Origin of the sequence: Rhizobacter terrae (genome assembly GCF_003852895.1) — a bacterium.
Lineage (GTDB): Bacteria > Pseudomonadota > Gammaproteobacteria > Burkholderiales > Burkholderiaceae_C > Albitalea > Albitalea terrae.
Genome location: NZ_QUSW01000001.1, coordinates 1438429 through 1460283, shown reverse-complemented (window position 1 = coordinate 1460283; position 21855 = coordinate 1438429). Strand labels below are relative to the sequence as shown.

General features: G+C 65.5%; 5 protein-coding genes. 4 read left to right on the top strand and 1 reads right to left on the bottom strand.

Annotation, left to right across the window (positions count from 1 at the left end; all coding sequences use genetic code 11):
- The first annotated feature begins 110 nt into the window (after positions 1 to 110).
- Both DZC73_RS06715 and DZC73_RS06710 read left to right on the top strand, forming a co-directional pair.
- Positions 111 to 18542 carry a putative Ig domain-containing protein gene (locus DZC73_RS06715; protein ID WP_124539375.1) on the top strand — a complete coding sequence of 6144 codons (18432 nt, stop codon included), beginning with the start codon at positions 111 to 113 and terminating at the stop codon, positions 18540 to 18542.
- Positions 18532 to 18828, top strand: coding sequence for a hypothetical protein (locus DZC73_RS06710; RefSeq protein ID WP_124539374.1), 297 nt, complete (start codon positions 18532 to 18534; stop codon positions 18826 to 18828). The genes DZC73_RS06715 and DZC73_RS06710 overlap by 11 nt, the downstream gene beginning before the upstream one ends.
- Positions 18829 to 19235: 407 nt before the next feature.
- Here DZC73_RS06710 and DZC73_RS06705 read toward each other — a convergent pair whose 3' ends face one another.
- Positions 19236 to 19997 carry a DDE-type integrase/transposase/recombinase gene (locus tag DZC73_RS06705; protein WP_161974485.1) on the bottom strand — a complete coding sequence of 254 codons (762 nt, stop codon included), beginning with the start codon at positions 19995 to 19997 and terminating at the stop codon, positions 19236 to 19238.
- Positions 19998 to 20091: 94 nt separating this feature from the next.
- Here DZC73_RS06705 and DZC73_RS06700 point away from each other — a divergent pair, with 94 nt between their 5' ends.
- Entirely contained in the window at positions 20092 to 20844 is a 753-nt protein-coding gene (locus tag DZC73_RS06700) for an ATP-grasp domain-containing protein (RefSeq protein ID WP_124539372.1), read from the top strand.
- 2 nt (positions 20845 to 20846) lie between these two features.
- Positions 20847 to 21806, top strand: coding sequence for a hypothetical protein (locus DZC73_RS06695; protein WP_124539371.1), 960 nt, complete (start codon positions 20847 to 20849; stop codon positions 21804 to 21806).
- The last annotated feature ends 49 nt before the right edge of the window (positions 21807 to 21855 follow it).

The window sequence follows — 21855 nt, the reverse complement described above, 5'->3', positions numbered from 1 at the left end:
CGCGCCTAAACCAACCGGAAATTCCGCTGACGTATTGCCGTACAGCCCCGATGGGACTTTCCCGTCGGCAGCCACAAGCAAGAACACAGCAGCATTCGCAGAGGAATTTCATGGTCGCGATCGTCAGCGGAAACAGCCTGGGCTTGAGCCTCACCTCCTTGGTGACCCTGGGCAACCAGGGGGGGGTGGGGTCGGCGGGGCAGGGGCGCAACGGCGAGCAGGCCTACGTCAACGTGGCCAACGGCAACCTGGTCGTGCAAGACCAGGACGAGCGCCTGGTGGGCGTGGGCCTCGGTGTCACGGCCTTGCGCACCTACAACAGCCAGGGCCGGCTGGATGACGACAACGCCGACAACTGGGCCGAAGGCATCTACCGCCAGCAGATCTCGGTGGTCGGCACGCTGGGCGCGGCCGGCAGCCAGATCGTGCGCACCGACCAGGACGGTGCCCAGGCCACGTATGCCTTCGATGCGTCCCTGTCGGCTTACGTCAACGTCAATGGCGCCGGGGCCCACGACAAGATCACCTGGTCGGCCACCCAGTTCACCTGGACCGATGGCAACACCGGCCTGCGGCAGGTCTACGACGCCACCGGCAGCGGGCGCCTGCTGTCCACCACCGACACCACCGGCAACAGCCTGAGCTACAGCTACGACGCGGCCGGCCAGATCGCCAGCATTGCCGATGCCTCGGGCGAGACCGTCTTCTTCGACTACACCGGCAGCAACCTGACCCAGGTCCGCACCGCCTACGGCACCGGGGCTGCGGCCACCACCCTGACGCGGGTGCGCTACAGCTACGACGCGCAGAATCGACTCAATGGCGTGACCGTGGACCTGAGCCCGACGGACAACGACGTGAGCGACGGCAAGGTCTACCACACCGGGTACACCTACGAAGGCACGAGCCGCCGCATCTCCACCATCACGCAAGACGATGGCACCCTGCTGCACATCGAGTATGTGCTGGTGGGCAGCGAATACCGCGTGGCCAGCGTGGCCGATGCGCAAGGGCACCTCACCACCTACACCTATGACACCGCGGCACGCCGCACGACGGTGGTGGATCCGGTCGGGCAGGTCACCGTGTTCGGGTATGACGCCGACGGGCAGTTGATCCGCATCGAGAATGCGGCCGGTGCCACGCAGTTTGCCTATGGCGAAGCAGGCCATCTGGTGCGGGTGGACCATGCCGACGGCACCTTCGTCACCATGGGCTACGACGCGCAGGGCAACCAGGTGTCCCAGCAGGACTCGGCTGGCAACGCCGTGTCCCGCACGTATGACGCTCGCAATCAGCTGCTCACCGAGACGGTGTTCGCGACCGCTGCGTCTGGCGCCGATGCGGCGCGCGACCCGCTGACGACGCGGCATGTGTATGACGCGGCTGGCAAGAACCAGCTGCGTTTCTCGATCAGTGCCGAAGGCCGGGTGACCGAATACCGGTACGACGCCAAGGGCAACCGCACGGCCAGCATCGCCTATGGTGCGCAGGCCTACCCGGTCAGCGGTTTGGCCGCGACGGCCGTTCCGACGGAATCGGCCATGGCGACCTGGGCAGCCGCGCAAGACGGCACGGCCGTGGTCCGTTCGGACATGAGCTACGACCACCGGGGCCAACTCGCCCGCAGCACCTCGTACGCTTCGACCGATGCGACCGGCGCCGGCGTGCTGGACGGCAACCAGTCCGTCACGCAGTACGTCTACGACCAATCAGGGGCCTTGCTCAAGACGGTGTCGGCCAAGGCCGCCACGACGCGCTTCACCTACGACGGCATGGGCCGCGTGCTCACGGCGCGCGATGCGCTGGGCAACACCACGACGACCACCTACGACGACGTCGGCAACAGGACCACGGTCACGCTGGCCAGTGGCCTGGTCACCATCAGCAGCTTCGACAATGCGGGCCGACTGTCGTCGGTCGTGCAATCGAACAAGGGCGTGGCCCTGGGCACGACGCGCTACTTCTACGACGCCGACAACCGCCTGCTGATGACGCAGGACCCGACCGGCGTGCGCAGCTGGGCGCTGTACGACAGCGTCGGGCGCAAGGCTGCGGACATCGATGCTTCCGGCCATCTCACCGAGTACCGCTACAACGCCAGCAATCTGCTGACGCTCAGCATCGGCTATGCCAACCCGGTCAACCTGTCGCTGCTGGTCGATGGCACCGGTGCGCCCGCCAATCCGGCGCTGGCTGCCATCCGGCCGTTGGCTTCTGCACTCGATGACAAGACCTGGCGCGCCTACGACGCGGCAGACCGCCTGGTGAAGGTGGTGGATGCGAAGGGCGGCGTCACGCAGACCCAGTACGACGGCGCGTCGCGCGTCGTGGCGAGTATCGACTACGAGCACACGGTGGATGTGTCCGCGTTCGGCGATTCGGTGTCGCCCGATGACATCCAGCCCTTGCGTGGCAAGTACAACCGCGTCACCCGCAACTTCTACGATCGCGACGGCCTGCTGCGCACCAGCATCGATGGCGAGAACTACCTGACGGAGTTCCGCTATGACGCCGCCGGCCGCCTGGTGGACCAGGTGCGCTACGCCTCCAGGGATGCCAACGTCTCCCTCGTGCTGACCAAGCCCGTGGCCGACCAGACCGTGCAGGTGGGCTCGGCCCTGAGCCTGGTGCTCGATGCCGACGTGTTCACCGACCTCGCCGACGGCGGCGAGATCAGCTATGCCGTTTCGCTGGCCGATGGCAGCGCCTTGCCCGATTGGCTGGTGTACGACCCGGCCACGCGCACGCTGGCGGGCACGCCGCCCGCCACGGCCTCCGGCCTGCTGTCGGTGCGCATCACCGCCACGAACGACACGGGCGCGCATGCCGTGACGAACTTCGCCGTGCGCGTGAACACGCCGCCGGCGGCCGTGGCCATCGCCAACCAGAGTGCGATCGGCGGTGGCTACTGGTCCTTCACCGCCCCGGCATTCACCGATGCCGACGCAGGCGACAACCTGAGCTACAGCGCCACCCTGGCCGATGGATCGGCCCTGCCGTCGTGGCTGAGCTTCGATGCGAATCTGCGCAGCTTCAGCGGCACACCGCCGCTGGGCATGGGCAGCAGCATCGCCTTGCGTGTGACCGGCACCGACATTGCCGGTGCGGCGACCTCGGCCACCTTCAACCTCGTCGTCAACAGCCTGCCGGTCGTGGTCGCTCCGCTCGTGGACCGCGTGGTCCAGGCCGGCTCCGCCTTCAGCGCCAGCGTGCCCGCGGCAAGCTTCGCCGACCCGGACGCCGCCGACCTGCTGACCTTCTTCGCCACGCGCACCGACGGCTCGCCGCTGCCTTCCTGGCTGAGCTTCGATGCCGCGACGCGGACCTTCTCCGGCACGCCCACCGCGGCGGATGCCGGTGTGGTGCAGGTCAGCGTGACCGCCATGGACCTGGCGGGCGCGCAAGTCTCGGCATCGTTCAGCCTCACCGTCAATGCCGCGCCCGTTGCGGCCACGCCCATCACGGCGCAGACGGCTCGCCCGCGCGCGCAGTTCAGCTTCAAGCTGCCGGCCACCGCCTTCTCGGAAACCGCCGGTGACTGGCTCAGCTACTCCGCCACCCTGGCCAGCGGCGCACCGCTGCCGTCGTGGCTAGCTTTCGAGCCCACCGTCGGCAGCTTCAGCGGCATGCCGCAGTACAGCGACGCCGGGTTGTTGTCGGTCAAGGTCACTGCGACCGACCGCTTCGGCCAGACGGCGGCCAGCGTGTTCACGATCAATGTCGACACGCTGCCCACCACCAACATCTCGGGCCTGAGCTACGGCCTGAAGGCCGGCAAGGCGTGGAACTACACGCTGCCGGCCAGCGCTTTCGTCGACCCCGACACCACCGACACGCTCAGCTACACCGCGACGCTGAGTTCCGGTGCCGCGCTGCCCGCATGGCTGAGCTTCAACCCGGCGACGCGCAGCTTCTCCGGCACGCCGACGGCGGCCAGCACGGTCACCGTGCGCATCACCGCGACCGACGCCCAAGGTGGATCCAAGTACGCCGACATCACCTTGCGCGTGGTGGCCAGCACCGGCAACGGCGTGCCCTATGCGGCCGACCCGCTGCTGGGCAGCGTGTTCGCGCCCACGGGCGCGGCCTTCAGCTACACCGTGCCCACCGGCGCCTTTGTCGATGTCGACGGCGATACGCTGACCTATACCGCCAGCGGCATGCCGGCGTGGATGAGCTTCAACGCCACCACCCGCACCTTCAGCGGCACGCCCTCGGCGACGGACCTGGGCAACGACGCCGTCATCACCATCAATGCCGCCGACCCGCTCGGCCGCATCGCCAGCGCCAAGCTCACCGTCAACGTGGGCGACCACCGCCCGCAGGTCAACCTCGGCGTGGCCTTGCAGGTGGCGACGCAAGGCCTGGCCTTCTCGTACACCGTTCCCGCAGGCGCCTTCAGTGATTCCGATGCCGGCGATTCGCTGACCTACAGCGCGACGCTCTCCGGCGGTGCGGCCCTGCCGGCCTGGCTGTCCTTCAACCCCGCGACGCGCACCTTCTCCGGCACCGCGGGTGCAACAGACCTGGGCACCCTGTCCATCGACTTGCGTGCCACCGACGGCAAGGGCCTGGCGGCGAGCAACGTCTTCTCGCTGCGCGTCAATGCGGCGCCCACCGTGCCCACCCTGGTGGCGCAGAAGGCCACGGTCGGCACTGCCTGGACCTACACCTCGCCCACCTTCCCTGATGCCGACGGCGACACGCGTGTGTACCGTCCGGTGGGCCTGCCCAGCTGGATCAACTTCGACCCGGCCACGCGGCGCTTCACCGGCACGCCCACGCAGGCCGATGCCGGCGTGTACACGCTCTACATCACCTCCACCGATGCGCTGGGTGCGGCTGTGACGGGCAGCTTCACGCTCACCGTCAACAGCACGCCGATGGTGGTGGTGCCCCTTGCCAACCAGTCCGTCCCCGTGGGCACGGCCTACCGCTTCCAGGTGCCCCCGGTCACGTTCCGCGACCCGGACGTGGGCAACACCATCACCCTGAGCGCCAAGCGTTCGACCGGCGCCGCGTTGCCCACGTGGCTCAGCTTCGACGCAGCCACCGGCACCTTCAGCGGTACACCGCCGTCCACAGCGGCAGGCCCGCTCGTGTTGACCGTGACGGCCACCGACAACTTCGGCGCCAAGGTGTCCACCACCTTCACCCTGAGCGTGGAGCGTCAGCCGGTGGTGCCTACCGCCATGCCGAACCAGAACGCGTCGGCCGGCCAGGTCTTCAACTACACGGTGCCCGCGTTCACGGAACTCACCGGAGAGCCGCTGCAATACCGCGTCACGGCAGGGACCGGCGAGCCCCTGCCGGCGTGGCTGCGCTTCGACGCGTCGACTCACACGCTCATGGGCATCCCGGGCGATGCCGATGCCGGCGTGCTGCAACTCAACGTCAGCGCCTCCGACCCGTCGGGCGCGACCTCATCGCGCAGCTTCTATGTGCTGGTGGCTGCCAGCACCCAGTCGAACACGCTGGCGGGTGCCGACCAGCGCACCCACAACATCTACAACGCCCGCGGGCAGGTGGTGGGCATCGTGGATGCCGAGGGATACCTCACCGAGAGCATCTACGACCTGGACGGCAACCTGCAGCAGGTCATCCGCTACGCCACGCCGGTCAGCGCCGACCTGGACACCGCCAAGACCCTGCTGGCGCTGCGCCCGGCGTCTTCGCCGGCCGACCAGTCCACCACCTACGGCTACGACCTGGACAACCGCGTCATCCAGCAGACCGACACCTCGGGCACGGTGACGCAGTTCGTGTACGACAAGGTCGGCAACCTCACCAAGACCACGGTGGCGGCCGGCACGGCCGACGTGCGCATGCTCAACGTGCGCTACGACATCCAGGGCCGCGTGACGGCACGCCTGTCCGCCGAAGGCGGGGCGCTGCTCACGGGCACGCTCACCACGGCGCAGATCAACACCATCTGGGCGCAGTACGGCACCAGCTATGCCTATGACGCTGCGGGCCGGCTCACCAGCGAGACCGATCCGAATGGCCTGAAGACGCTTTACGTCTACGACGGCGCGGGCCAACTCACCCACACCATCAATGCCGCCGGCGAGATCGCTGTGCGCAACTACAACTCGCTGGGACAGCTCACGTCCCAGGTGGCGGCCGGCAAGCGGCTGACCGCGGCGCAGCTGGCGGCGGTCAAGGGCGGCATCGCCGATGCGGCCTTTCATGCAATGGTCGATCCGGTGGTGGCGGCAGGCCCCAACTCCGTCACCAGCTATGAGTACAACGTGCTCGGGCAGGTGTCGCGCAAGGTGGATGCGCTGGGAGCGGACTGGGCCTATGCCTACGACAGCTTCGGTGAACTCAGCCAAGAAACCCGCGAGCTGACATCCGCCGAGAGCACGGTACCTGGCCAGGAAGTGATCCAGCATGGCTACGACCGGCGCGGTCTCGCCAACTACATGGATCACAGCTCGCCCGGAGCGTCCACCGGATCGTTCATTGGCTACGACGCCTTTGGCCGTGCCAACTACACCTCCGATGGCAATGGCAACCAGAGCACCGTCACCTACGACCGCCTGGGCCGAGTCATCGCCACCACCGACCCGCTGAACGCCACCCGCGTCACCACCTACGACGCCTTCAGCCGCGTCCACACCCAGACCGACGCGACCGGCAACACCACCACCTACGCTTACGACGACGCCGCCCGCAGCACCACCGTGACCACGGCCGAAGGCGTGAGCGTCACCACCGTGCGCAACCGCGAAGGCCAGGTGCAGACCGTCACCGATGCCCGCGGCAACACCACCACCTACAGCTACGACAAGAACGGCGCACTCACCGGCACCGCGACGCCGCTGACCACCACGGGCAGCAGCTACGACCACGCGGGCCGCCTGACGCAGACCACCGACGCCAACGGCAACAAGGTCGACTACACCTACGACGCCGCCAACCGTGTGCTCACGCGGGTCGTGGACAACGGCGGCCTGAAGCTCAAGACCTCCTACGAGTACGACGCCAAGGGCGAGCAGACCGCCATCGTCGACCCGAACAACGTGCGCACGGAGTTCAAGTACACCGATGGCGGACTGGTGTTCATGAAGACGGTGGACGTGGGCGGGCTCAACCTGGCCACGACCTACGACTACGACCCGCACGGCAACGTGCTCAAGGTCACCTCGCCAGGCGGCACGGTCACGCGCTACGTGTACGACGGCCTCGGCCGCCGCAAGGAAGAGCACGTGGATCCGGACGGCGTGGGCGCCCTCAACCTCACGCGCAGCTACACCTACGACGGCAACGGCAACGTCCTGACGTCGACGGACGAGAACGGCCACGTCACGCACTACGCCTACGACGGCGACAACCGCCTCGTGGCGACCATCGACCCCACCGGCCGGGTCACCGGCACGGTATACGACGCCGAGGGCCGCGTGCGCCTCAGCGGCAGACTGGCTGCGACGGTGGACGTGTCCACCCTCGGCGACCGGATCAGCCCCGACGAAGTGGCGGCCCTGCTGCAGTTCGACCCGGCCCACGACCTGGTCGAGCTGCGCAGCTACGACCGCGACGGCCGCCTGCGCTACACCGTCAACGGCGGTGGCGACGTGACCGAACTGCGCTACGACGCCAGCGGCAATGTGTCCGAGCAGATCGGCTATGCCACCAAGCTTGCATCGGTGAACCTCACGGATGCCTCGTGGGAGCCCGTGCCGGTGCGTGATCCTGCGCACGACGTCGTGAACCGCCGCTTCTACGACGCGCTCGACCGCGCCGTCTACAGCGTGGACGGCACCGGCGGCCTCGTGCAGCAGAAGTTCGACGGCAACGGCAACGTCATCGAGCGCACGGCCTATGCCACGCGCATCGATCCGAACACCGGGCTCACGCAAAGCCTGCTCGATGCCGCCGCCGCAGGCGTGGCCGACAACCCGGACAACATCACCCAGCGCTACCAGTACGACAAGGCCGGGCGCCTGAGCTATTCGGTGGACGGCATGGGTGCCGTGACCCACTTCGAGTACGACAGCGACGGCAACCTCGTTCGCCGCACCGACTACGCGACGACCATCGGTGCCGGCGTGGACCCCGCGTCCGTCAGGGTGGATGCTGCCCATGATCGCGTGACGCAGATGGTCTACGACGCGGCCGACCGCTGCGTGTACACCGTCGCGGCCGATGGCGCGCTGGTCAAGCGCAGCTACGACAACAACGGCAACGTGGTGCTGCAGTCGGCCTACGCCAACAAGGTGCCGGGTGGAACGCCCATCACCCTCGCGGCGCTCAACGGCATCCTCCACACCGATGCCGACCGCACCACCCGCGCGGTGTTCGACAAGGCGAATCGCCAGGTGTTCTCCATCGGCCCGGATGGCGCCGTCAGCGAGATGAAGTACGACGCGCACGGCAACGTCGTCCAGACGGTGTCCTACGTGGGCCAGCTTGCGCTGGACAACACCACCGTCGTCACTCGGGACAACTCGGACCTGACCACCTTGGTCAATGCACCGGACGACGGCCGGAACCGCCACACCCGCATGGCCTACGACGCGGCCAACCGCCTCGTCTTCACCGTCGACGCGACGGGCAGCGTCAAGGGCAGCGAGTACGACGGCGTGGGCCGCGTGGCCAGGAGCACGGTGTACGCCCGAGGCATCGACCCGGCGCTGGCCACCAGTGCCGAGGCGGTCCACACCGCGTTGGCCAACGCTGCTGACGCCGGACCCGACCGTGTCGACACCTTCGACTACGACGCCTGTGGCTACCTGAAGAAGCACACCGACGCGATGGGCGGTGTCGAGGAGTACGAATACGACGGCCTGGGCAACAAGGTCAAGTTCACCAACAAGAACCGCGCCGTCTGGAACTACGAGTACGACGCCAACGGCAAGCTGGCCCGCGAAATCTCGCCGCAGGTCGACCTGTTCACGCTGCTCACCCTCGTGGATGGCACGCTGACGGACGGCATCAACTACCACGAGAGCATCGTCACCGCCTACACCTACGATGCCTTCGGCAACCTGAAGACGCGCACCGAGGCGCAGGGCCGCCCCGGCGAGCAGCGCACCACGAGCTATTCCTACGACAAGCTGGGCCACCAGGTGCGTGTGGACTACCCGCAGGTGGCCGTCTACAGGGCCTCCGCCGACGCACTGTCCACCGGCGGGCTGGCTGCGCGCACGGAGTACGCCGCCACCGAGGTGTCGCTGTACACCCAGACGGTCTACGACGTCTTCGGCCAGGCCGTGGCCAACCGCGACGTGTCGGGCAACTGGAGCTACAAGGCCTACGACAAGGCCGGCGAGGTGCGCTACGACGTCGATGCCGCAGGCTACGTCACCGGCTATACGCGCGACACCTTCGGCGATGTGACGCAGCTCGACCGCTATGCCGCCGCGACCTCGATGGGTTCGCGCGGCGCCTCGGCGCCCGACATCGCCGCAGTGGAGACCGTGCTGGCCAGCGTGAGCCACACGGACGACCGCATCGTCACCAGCCACTACGACCGATTGGGCCGCACCGTGCTGGTCGAGGAGCCGCAGACCTGGGTGTACGAAGGCGTCACTGGCGAGCAAGGGGTCGGACGCATGTCGTCCAAGGCCACGCGCATGAGCTACAACGCCTTTGGCGAACTGCAGACGCAGGAAAGCCTGCGCACCGGCACCGTGGCTTCCGGCGAGTGGGTGGGCGTCAGCCACTACTACGACGCGCTCGGCCGCGAGACCGCCACGGTGGACGGCCTGGGTTACCTGACCACCAAGGACTACGACCGTGCCGGCAATCTCGTCGCCGTGACGGAGTTTGCCGAGGCCGCCGCCAGTTGGTCGGTGGACGGCTTCACCCCGGGCAGCACGTCGAGCAACGATCGCACGGTGCATTACGAGTACGACCTGCTCAACCGCAAGGTCCACGAGTACCGCGACGGCCTGACCTTCGGTGTGGCCTACGGCACCGGCGCCACCGAGGGCTACGGCAGGGTCGAGACCTTCTACGGCTACGACGCCGTGGGCAACCTCACGCGCACGACCGATGCCAACGGCGGCACCACCTACTCGTACTACGACGCGCTGGGCCGCGTCACCGCGGTGGCCGCACCGCAGCGCAGCAACCAGATCGACTGGTCGAGCGTGACCCCGCTGACCGAGTTCCGCCGCGACGCCTATGGCAACGTGCTGCTCAAGATCGACTACAAGCAGGGCGCGGCCTGGGCCAACGACAGCGGCTATGCGGCAAACGACACCAGCATCCGCCCCGAAGGCCGGCGTACCTACACGGCCTACGACAAGCACGGCCACGCCATCCAGACGACCGACGCCCAGCAGCACACGCAGTACGCGTCCTACGACGCGGCGGGCCGCCTGGCCAAGCAGTGGGCAGGCGTGACCAGCACTGACGGCCGCACCGTGCAGACCAGCTTCACCGTCACGCGATACGACGCGCTGGGCCAGGTGGTCGACACCATCCAGCCCGGCACCGTGGGGCAGCCGGTGGTGGAGCACCAGCAGGCCTACAACGCCTTCGGTGAAGTCACCTCGCGCAGCGTGAACGGCGTTCAGCAGGAATACTTCCGCTACGACGCGGCGGGCAACCTGTGGCAGACCAACGAAGGCGATGGCGTGGACCGCGCCATGCTGTACGACCAGCAAGGCCACCTCACCGCCGAGATCCGCAGCAGCACCGTGGGCGCCATCCGCGCGCTGGGCGATGCATCGCAGGCGGATGCGCTGGGCGGCACGCGCCGCGTGGAGTCGCGCTATGACGCGCTGGGCCGCGCGACGGAACGCGTCGAGGCCGAACGTGCCACGAACAGTGTGTCGGGGCAGACGGAAGTGGCGGTGAGCAATGGCATCACCGGCTCGGCGATCAATTCGACCGTCACGCCGACCGAGACGCTCGACGGCACCGGCAATCCGCAACTCACCTGGCTGGGCCAGAACAGCGTCACGATGAGCTGGGGCAGCCTGGCCGGCCTGGGCAACGGCTTGGTGAAGGTCGAGTTCGACTACCTGACCAGCACCAAGAGCGTACCGGTGTACAGGGAAGAGGGCTTGGACAACTGGGTGCTCGACGGGTACAAGACCGTTGGTGCCTTGCCGCGCACGCGCACCGCCATCGTGCCCGGAGCCGACACCGGCGCCACCGTCACTTGGGATGAAACCCTCGCCACCGCACCCACCGACATCGAAGGCGGCATCAGCGCCATCACCCGCGTGCGCGTCTACAAGCAGGACGCTGCCGGCGACTGGCAGCTGATGGCCGACAACGGCTCGGCGGCACCGATCGGCCGCCACGTGCTCGTGGCCAAGCCAGCGGACATGTCCATCGGCTACTCGCCGTCCAGCGAGTTCGAGTCTGTGATGCAACTGCGCTACCGAAAGGTGGGCGACACGAACTGGACGTCGACCACGCGGTACAACAACCATGTGCAAGCCCAGGTCATCGACTTCGGTGATTCGCTGTATGTGAACACCAGCGGGCTGTCCGCAGGCACCTACGAGTACGAGCTGGACTCCCGTGGTGCCGCCGATGCTGGTGTCACCAGCAAGAGCAGCGGCCAGTGGCTCATCAGCGCACCGCCCTTGGCGTCGATCAGCAGCGCACCGTCGTTTGCCACCAGCACGTCCAGCATGCTGCGGTGGGCGACACCCACCGCGGGTGTGCACGAGCGCTTCCATATCCGCCGCGTGGGCGAGTCGTCATGGAGCGGGCTGAGCATCCAATCCGTGGGTTCGGGCCTGTCGGGGGCAGACCTCTACTGGCAGGGCGACGGCGACTTCGAATACGAGCTGCTGTTCGAGGTGGACGGCGAGAGCACGCCGTACGCGCACGCCACCGGCACGGTGCACATCACGCCCAGCAAGCCGCCGGTCTACGTGCCGCCGGTGGGCGAGGCACCGGCCATTGCGGCGCCGCTGCAGACGGGCACGGTGCAGGTGGGCGGCCACATCATCGGCTATGACGCGTCGCATCACCCGGTGTACGAAGTGGATTCGTCCGGCCATGTGGTGGGCGCGACCTACCAGCCGGTGTTGCGCTGGGCGCAGCCGGCGGCGGGCACGGTGGCGACGTTCCAGGTGCGCGGGGTGGCCGATGGCATCACCCGCACGCTGCCGGTGGTGGCAGACATCGTGGACGGCGTGTCACGCGGCCAGCGCGTGGACCTCAGCTCGCTGGCCGTCGGCGAGTACGACACCCGGCTGACTTTCAGCGGGCCGGCGTGGCCGCTCAGTGGCCTGAGTGCGGGCCGGCTGGTGGTCACTGCAGGAAGCGCCGCACCCGTGGAAGGGCGATACGAAGACCGGACGGTCTACGTCACCGTGCCGGTGACGGTCACGCCCGAGGACCCGAGCCACTTTGCAGTGCTCGACGAGTACGGGCAGGTGTCGTCGTACACGGCCCCGGTGGTGGTGGGCGTCGACTACAACGGCTACTGGATCTTCGGTGAAGGCTACGCCGGGGACTATGCGGGCACCGGCTTGGACGGCCTGGCGCGCTACACCAACGTTCACGCCGTGCCGTTCACGCGCAACGAAACCCACGCTGAGGTGGTGAGCGTGTGGGTGCCCGGGCACTACGAGAACCAGACGGTGAACGTGACGGTGCCGGTGACGGTGATGCCGGAGGACCCGAGCCACTTCGCGGAGTACGACGAGTTCGGCCAGCTCAGCGGCTACACGGCGCCGGTGGTGGTGGGCCACGAAGAGAATCTGCTGTGGGTCTTTGGGGAGGGCTACACCGGCGACTTCGTGGGCTTCAACATCGACAGCATGCCCATCTACGAGAACGTGCGTGCGGTGCCGGTGACGCACTACGAGACGCACACCGAAGTTCAATCGGTGTGGGTGCCGACGCCCGATGCCGTGACGTCCAGCACGGCGCTGGCGTACACGGACCACACGCCGGCCTACACGCCGGGCCACACCATCCCCGGGGTGCCGGCGACGTACAGCGCGTCCACCACCACGGTGCTGGGCAGCCGGGCCATCAGCGAAGGCGGCAGCAACGACGCGGCGCTGACGATCACCGCGCCGCGCGACACGACCGAGCGGCCATTGGTGAAGCAGACCTTCGACCGCTGGGGCAACGTGCTGAGCGTGACGGACCCGCGCAGCGGCTACTGGCAGACGACGTACAAGTACGACTGGGGCAACCGCGTCATCCAGCAGAACAAGACGACGCCTGACGGCAACACGGACTACCGCGAGAGCGCGCGCATGCTGTACGACGCGCTGGGCAACCTGGTGATCAGCATTGATGCGCGGGGAAACTACAGCTACCGCAGCATCGATCAGGGCGGCAACGTGGCGGCCGAGCGGCAGGGCTGGAGCAACGCCACGCTGAATGCGTACGACGCCTACGGTGAGAAGGTGCAGAGCGTGGACACGCTGGGCAACACGACGCTGTACGAGTACGACGACGTGGGGCGGTTGAAGACGGTCAAGCACCTGTCCACCGGCTACTACGGCACGGTGCAGGCCAAGCGCTACACGGTCAACGCCGACAACACGCTGACCCAGGCGGCCGATTGGACGCCCACGGAGAGCAACGAGTACGACGAACTGGGCCGCAAGTTCCGCAGCACCAACGCCAACGGCGAGGTGACCAGCTACACGTACGACCTGCAAGGCAACGTGGTGAGCACTACCAGCCTGGGCCACACGACGACCGCCAGCTTCGACACGCAAAACCGCAAGGTCAGCGAGACCGACGCGAACGGCACCACGCAGACCTGGAAGTACGACTACTTCGGCCGCTTTGCGGCAGGGGTGGCGCACACCGACATCGGCGGGGCGCAGTACAGCTACACGTACAACGGCACCGGCGAACTGCTGACGCAGACGAACACGCGCGGGCAGAGCATCACCAACACCTACGACGGAGCAGGCCAGCTCGTTCGCACGCAGACGCTCACGCGCACGACCACCTACGGCGGCGGCGAGGGATGGCGAGACGAAGGCATCACCGGGTTCCTGCGCACGAGTGCTGCGGCAGGCTACACGGCGCTGTACCGGCTGATGCTGGCCGGCGGCCAGCACATGCTGACCACCAATGCGGCGGAGCGCTCGAGCCTCATCAGCTCTGGGGCGCACGACGAAGGGGTCATCGGCTACGTGGCGACGGCGGCGGATGCCACGCACGTGGCGCTGTATCAGCTCAGGGTGGGCGGGCATCGCGCCTACACCACGTCCTGGGCCGAGGTGCTCAGCGCGCAGGCCAGCGGCTGGACGCTGGAAGGCACCATCGGCTACATCGGCACGGTGGACGACGACACGAGCACGGCGCTGTACCGGCTGCTCAACGGTGAGACGGCCGACCACTACTACACGACCGACCGGGCCAAGCGCAACGCCATCGCGGGCATGCACGAGACGGACGTGGTGAACACCACCAGCACGACCTACGACCTGGCGGGCAACAAGCTCAGCGAGCGGGTGGAGCAAGGCGGAGTGGTGTACCAGGACAACCGCATGGCCTACGACGCGCAAGGCCGGCTGCGGCTGGTGACGGGGCTGTCAGGCCTGCGGGTGAACTACGACTACGACCGTGCGGGCAACCGCATCCACGTCAGGAGCGAGTACCAGCAGATCAGCGACGACGGCCAGAGCGTGAGCAAGCAGGTGAAGAACACTTGGAGCGCGTTCGACGAACAGAACCGCGAGGTGATCGCCGAGGGCGTGGAGCTGCCGGACTACTACAGCTACGGTGGCGGCAGCGGCGAGTACGGTGACGCATCGACCGAGTACACCGAACGCAGCGTGGAAGACGCGTACGGCAACTACCACCGCGTGGCGGTCAACCACGACCAGGGCCACGAGCTGGAGTACGACAGCAACGGCAACCGCATCCGCGACACCAGCTACGGCAAGGTGGCTGTGAAGTCGGGCGGGGTGGAGCATTTCGACGGGTACCTGGTGTACCGGCGCGACCCGGAGACGGGCGACATGATCATGGTGCGCGACGGGGAGGACTACCACCCGCGCGTGATCGCCCCCGGGGACTTGCGCTACGACTACAGCACCGGGCGCAACTACGTCTACTCGATGAGCAGCTTCGACGGCGACGGCTACAGCCTGTTCTATGTGGATCGGGTGGATGCGCACTACACCACCGACCCAGTGACGTACGCCGAGGGCAAGGGCATCCACAGCGAGTTCTACACCTACGACAACCTCGGACGGCTGGTGACGACCCAGCGCTCGGAGACGGGCTGGGGCGATCGCGTGACCACCGAGACGCGCGAGTACGACGGCGCAGGCCGCGTGGTGCACGAGGGGCCGGGTGTGGGCACGCTGAACGCGCAGTACGTGAGCATCCTGGGCGACCAGGTGAACTTCCGCAACCGCGTGAACCGTTATGACAGCCACGGCCAGCTGGCAGCGCAGCACGTGCAGGACAGCGACGGCCACGTGCCGTACGACATCAGCTACGACCTGTACGACAACGCGGGCAACCTGCAGCGCTACAGCCTGCACGGCTACGGTGACCACGACTACACCAACACCTACGTGTACCGCATCGAGAAGTTCGACGGCTACAAGGAAGCGGAGATCAACGGCAGCAGCGACACCTTCGAGTCGGGGCACACGGCGTACAGCTACGACCAGAACGGACGGCTGACGGGCATCAAGGACGACACCAAGCCGGCCAACGACCGCAGCTTCATCAACGACGTCAACGGTGTGGTGCTGCAGACCGTGCAAGACGGCAAGCTGCTGCGCAACCTGGTGGTCAACGGTGAGGTGATCGGGCAGTACGGCGTGGGTATTGATGCGGTCACGCCCAGGGATGAGGATGGCAATCCGAGGTTTGCGCAGATTGGTAGCCTGGATCAGAACTTCCGCAAGATCGATGGCAACTTCCCGGTAGCCAGCGTTGGGAGCTATCAAGTCCAGGCCGGTGACACGCTGCAAAGCATTGCGAGCAATTCTTACGGCGACTCCAGCCTGTGGTGGAAGATCGCGCAGGCCAACGGCATTGCGGGCAATGCTGACCTGCGGATCGGGCAGACGCTGACTCTGCCCAGCTCAGGCATCTCGGCTCATAACGATGCTGGGACGTTCCGCCCCTACGACGCCAGCACCATGATGGGTGACACCACACCGAATCTGCCGGCGCCAGATGGCGGCGACTGCGGTGGATTTGGCGCCTTGCTGCTGGTGGTGATTGCCGTGGCGGTGACGGTCATCACCAACGGAGCGACCGCCGAGAGCCTGCCGGAAGCCTTTGCTGCGCTGGCCTCATCGGGCGCTGCGGAGGCGGGTTCTGCGGCAGCCGTTGAAGCGGCGGCGGCTGGCGGTGACGCGCTGGCTGCTTACGTAAGTGCATCGGAGGCGTATCTCGCAGGTGCACAAGTCGGAGCGCAAATTGCAGGAGGACTCATCGGCGCCACGGCAGGTGCTGTGGCGAGCCAAGCCGTTGGGGTCGCGTTGCACCTGCAGGACAAGTTCGACTGGGGGCAGGTGGCCCAAGCGGCCATCAGTGGCGGCGTGGCCGGAGGCCTTCAGGGGCTCAACGTCTTCCAGAGCAGCCCGATTGCAAACCAAGTGGTGAGACAAGCCATTGGCAACGCGATCACGCAGCAGGTCTCGGTCACGATGGGCCTGCAAAAGAAGTTCAATTGGAAGGGCGTGGTGGCCGCCGGCGCGGGAGCGGCCGTGGGCGGGCTTGTCGCCCAGGAACTCAACGCGCAAGGCGAAGGCGCGACCGATCAGGCCAAGCAGGACTGGTTCGCAAGGGTGCAGCAGATTGGCAAGGCCACGCTGACTGGCCTTGCCGCTGGAACCACGACCGCCGCACTTCGTGGAGGTCGCTTCTCGATCCAGCAGGTGGCTTCGGATGCGTTCGGCAATGCGTTGGGTGAGAGCTTGGCCGACCTCGCAACGTCTTCGGATGAGGTTGGGCCGATTGGTCCGATGGAGCGCGAGCGCATCCTGGGGTACTTCGCAGATGGACCGGACAATCCGGATCGGTGGTGGGGCTTCCACGACTCAATCAAGAAGCCCGACAACCTCGACTGGCTGACTCAAAAGGTGCCAACGTCCGAAGCTGGGCAACTCGATGCAGCGATAGATCGCGTGAGCCGGCTGAGCGGTGTGGGGGACCCTCTGCGGGTCAATGGCCTGGGCAACCACATCGGAGGCGATACGTGGAGCCAAAGCCTTCTGTGGCTTGGTGCAAATGGCGAGACTGTTCTGCGGGGGGCTGGTATTGCGCAGGTGGGCAAACTAAGGCCGGTCTTTGGAGCCTATCCGAAGGGGGAACCATTGCCCTTGGGAGCCACGACCTCTGCGTTCATGGATGAGCAAAACCACCTTTACTACCGCGTAGTAGCACCAGGGTTTAATGAGTTGGTTAGCGCACCTGGGACGGTGGCTGGTGGAGGGACTGAACGATTCCCGCAGGTGAACATTACTGGCAAGCGTGCTTCGGAGACGTTTGACGAGGGCTTCATGAACGGGATGTCTGAAGCGCTCAGTCCGATGTGGCAAGGCGTCAAGCGGTTTGCATCTGACACCGTCGATCACTGGAACTATGAGCTTGGTATTCGACATGGCAATCCGGTCTATCAAACCGACTTCTACAAGTTTGGGAAGCAATATGGATTTACCGGTGCTTTTGTCACTAGCACGCTGGAGGGCGCAACAGCGCCATTTGCGGTAGCAGGCCTAGGCCTGAATGGAGCCGTGGAGACCGCAGTGGGATTGGGGCAAGGTGACTTTGGGCGAGCGGGGCGCGGTGCCGCTCAGATGACGATTTCGGGTGGAATGGTCGCAGCAACGGTTTACGGACCGAAGGTCATGGGGATGGGGCCGATGTTGGGGCGTGCCACGCTTCGAGGGATCAACGGCTTATTGGACGATGCAGTGACCTGGATTGGCAATCGCGCAGAGGCCAGCGCACTGCGATCCAACGCGTTTGCCAATATCGAATTTGAAGGCGCGGCTTCAGTCACAGGCCGTGGACTTTCCAAACCAGGAACCCCATATCTTCTCGTTGAAGAAGGGAAGGCTCCGATGTATGTGTCGGGCATGACTCTCCGGGCGAACGAAGAAATTTATGGAGTTGCGGGTGCAACCATTAACTCGGTCGATGAGATCCCTGCTCTCATGGAAAAGGCTGGATTTGCGGCGTCAGATTTCGATGAAATTCACTTCCAACAACTATCTCAAGACGCCTACGACAGACTTGTGGAACAAAGAGGCGGGCATTTTGATGCAATCTGGGGTGATGCTTCGTATGACGCAACGAAGAGGATTAAATATAGCTATGAAAAGATGTTGACGAAGTTTGATGGGGAATTGAAAATGCCTATCAAACTCCGTCCGGGCTTGCTTGCCCATGACGAGCAAGCAATATATGCCGTAGCGCACGAGATGTCCGAGATAAATAGATTTATGCGGGAAACTGCTGCGTCCACTCTAACCGGTGACCAAATGTATGCCGCCACACGCGCCTACAACCCTTTGTTAAAGACCAATTGGCACTATCAGGCCATCATAGATGGCGATAGTGCTGTGCTCAAATTCCGTGGGGTTAGTATTGCTAATGAGGTGTCAAATGCCAAATGAAATTGAGGAAAATATTGATAAGTTGGTTGATCTATGGTCGACGCAAATGATTGGCTCGCGCGACGTCGCCCTTATGCTCGAGGGGGAATTTGCCAAGTTGGGATGCGTAGATAAATTCCTTGAGCTTCCCGGTGACCTTAGAGAGGTTGTTTTTGAGGATGTAAGAATTTTCCAAGAAAGTGGTGAAATTCAGAGGAGGTTTTATCGTGAAAAGGATGGCGCCGTGGATTCCAGCGAGCAGATGAAGGCGTTCGTGAGGTTACTTGAACGCGCGGGATTGGTATAGCCTGCATCTGACTGCGGTGTCAGCGTGTCCGCGAGTTCCGTGGGCCTTTGAAATAAGTCCTTTCCTGTCCGCATGTGGCCGTTGCTCGCTCATTGCTCGTGAGGGAGTTTTTTCTTGACGAGGCTGTCGTCGATCCCGGGTCCTGGGCGCGGCGGATCCGCAAATGCGAGGCTTTGGTATTCGCCGGCTGCCTATTTGTTGAGCAATTTCGACCTTAAAGGCAATCGTTGCCCTGCGCCAGCCCACAGCGCATCGACCGCTGAGTATTCAAACATCGAAGCGAGTATGGCGCTAACAGCGGACATGAAACCCAATCAACAACGCCTCGACTTGCGCTGTGCAGCGCCCTTGGGCATGAGCGAGTTGCACATCGGCCATCGTCCTCGCCTGCCAAGCCTCTTCCGGCGTCAGGCAGGCCAAGGCTTGGCTCGGACAAACAAGGTTGTAGAACCGCGTGAACGCATCCAGAGCACTTTGCAGCGCCGTGGCCGTCTGGAAGCGAACGTCGTGCAGGGCCTGTTTCGAATTCCCCGTGCCTTGAGCGCGGCGAGCCATGGCAGGCTGGTGAACATTGCCTCGTTGTCGGAGCGAATGATTTCGGGCACCCCATGCTCGCTGCAGGCGAGCAGCACATGCCCGAGCAACTGGAAGGCGCATTTGCGCGGAAGCACTTTGAGTGCAAGGAGCTTGCGCGAACCGGCATCAATGATCGCCAGCACGGTGAAGGTCAAGCCAGAGTGCGAGCGGATGAAGGTCAGATCCAGTGCCCAGGTGTGGCCAACTGGGGTGAAGGAAGGGCGGCGCCGTTTGCGCTCGCGCCGCAACTGCCGAATCTCTTCGGCATGGTCGCGCATGACCTCCCACACGAAGGTGTGTCCCACCGTCTCGCAGTAGCCGTAAGCGCGATTGAAGGCCGCCTGCACTTGGCGGCAACTGCCCAGGTGACTGGCCAGGTAGATCACCTTGCGTGCAACCCAGTCGTCCTTGGCACGATGATGGCCCGGCCCCGATCTGTGCGAGCTGGGCGGTGCTCGTCTTCGCCGAGGTCCACGGTACGGCAGGCAAGTCATTTTGCGATGCCGAGCCAGCCAGAAAACAAGGAGCGCGCAGGCCCACAGTGCCTGTGTCGTGACGAGCGCGAACGCGACGTTCAAGAGAGCAGGGTTCATGCGCCAATACATCCGCGCCGAATGTTGGATGTTTAGCGTGCGCGTGAGCGGGTGAACAAGGTTCGGGTCTTACCATGCGAACTCGCGTCTACTTATGTTCAACATCGCCTTCCTCCAGCACAACGGCCAACATCGCCTGCGCGATGAAGAACAGCGACTTCACGACGACCTGACCCGCCGCGGCATCCCCATCGAGTTCTACACGCTCAAGCGCATCCAGCGCCGCGACCTGCCCTTGACGCGCAACTCGTTCATCGCCGGCGACATGGATGCGATGCACGGGGCCATGAAGCAGCTGGGCATCGAGATCCCTCTGGCCAACGACTATCCGAAGTGTCTGCAGCCCTTCATGCACCGCAAGGTGTGGAAGAGCACGCTGGGCGCCATCGAGCAGATGGCGTGGGACACGGGCCTCCCGCCTGTCTTCGTCAAACCGGCTGCGCGCCGCAAGAACTTCACCGGCTTTGTCGTGTCATCGGCCAGCGATCTCTATCGGCTCGGCAGCACCAGTCGGCGCCAACCCGTGTGGTGCTCCGAGGTGGTGAACTGGGTCAGCGAATTCCGCGTCTACGTCGTTCGCGATCGCATCGTCAGCATCGACCACTACGACGGCGCCCCTCAGCGAACGCTGGACCTGGATGTGGTGGCCGCAGCGCTTGCAACCTTCCGTGCTTCGGGAGAGGCGCCCTCGGCCTACGGCATCGACTTCGGTGTTCTGGAGTCCGGCCAGACCGCCCTGGTCGAAGCCAACGACGGCTATGCGCTCGGCGCCTACGCGATTGCCGCCGAGCCCTACACTGACCTCGTGCTGCAACGCTGGAGCGAATTGGTCTCGTCGCTGCCCTGACCATGCAATTCCTCTTCGACCCCCTCAACCACCTTCGCCCCATCCGTGCATGGGCCGGCACGCACGCTGCGACCCTGGCGCTCGACCCATCCAGCTTCGTGCTGCAGGTCTCCCAAGCCGGCAAGACCGTCTCCATGACCCCGCGGTTTTCCGTCCGCACGCCGACCGGCCTGGGCTACACCCACACGATCGGTGACAACGGCTCCTTCGTGGGCTGGCTGCCTTACCCGGCCCATCATTGGCCGTGCGCTGCCGACAAGCTCGTCTTCAAGCAGTGGTGCGCCGATGAAGGCCTGCGCACCCCGCCTTGGAGTTCGGCGTCGCCGCCCGCCGGAGGAGACTTCCTGGTGAAGGCTCGTCACGGCTCCTTCGGCAAGAACATCACCGGCCCCTGGGGCGCACATGCGCCGGCTCCCACCTCGGCGTTGCCGGAAGGCTCATTCTTCGAAGCCTTCAAGTTCGGCCGGTCCGCCAAGGCCTGGTACTGGCGCGATCAGCCTGTCGCGGTGGAGGTGCTGACTCCGCCGCATGTCGTGGGCGACGGCCAGCGCAGCATTCGTGCGCTGCTGACGCAGCCTCGCGGCAGCTTCGACCGCACGTATCCGACAGCGCCTGCCGAGCCGATGCTCGCCTGGCAAGGCTTTCGGCTCGATGACATTCCCGCCGCCGGCCGCAAGGTGTGGGTGGGCTTCAAGTACGTGACCGACTACGACCTGCGCACCCTGCTGGATCGTGACGTGCTGGACAGCCTGGATGCGCCCATCCGCGAGCAATTTCTCCAGACGGGTCCGGCCTTCCTGCGCACGGTGCCCGACCACATTCGCGACTCCATTTACACCGTGGACGCCGTGGTCGACAGCCAAGGCGCCGTGTGGTTCCTGGAGATGAACTGCCACCCCATGGTGCACCCCAAGGCCTACCGCCCCATGCTCGACTCGCTGTTCCCCGCGGCGAAGCCATGAACAAAGACAAAGGGCCGGCGGGCAATGCCCGGCCGGCCCTGTTCATCTG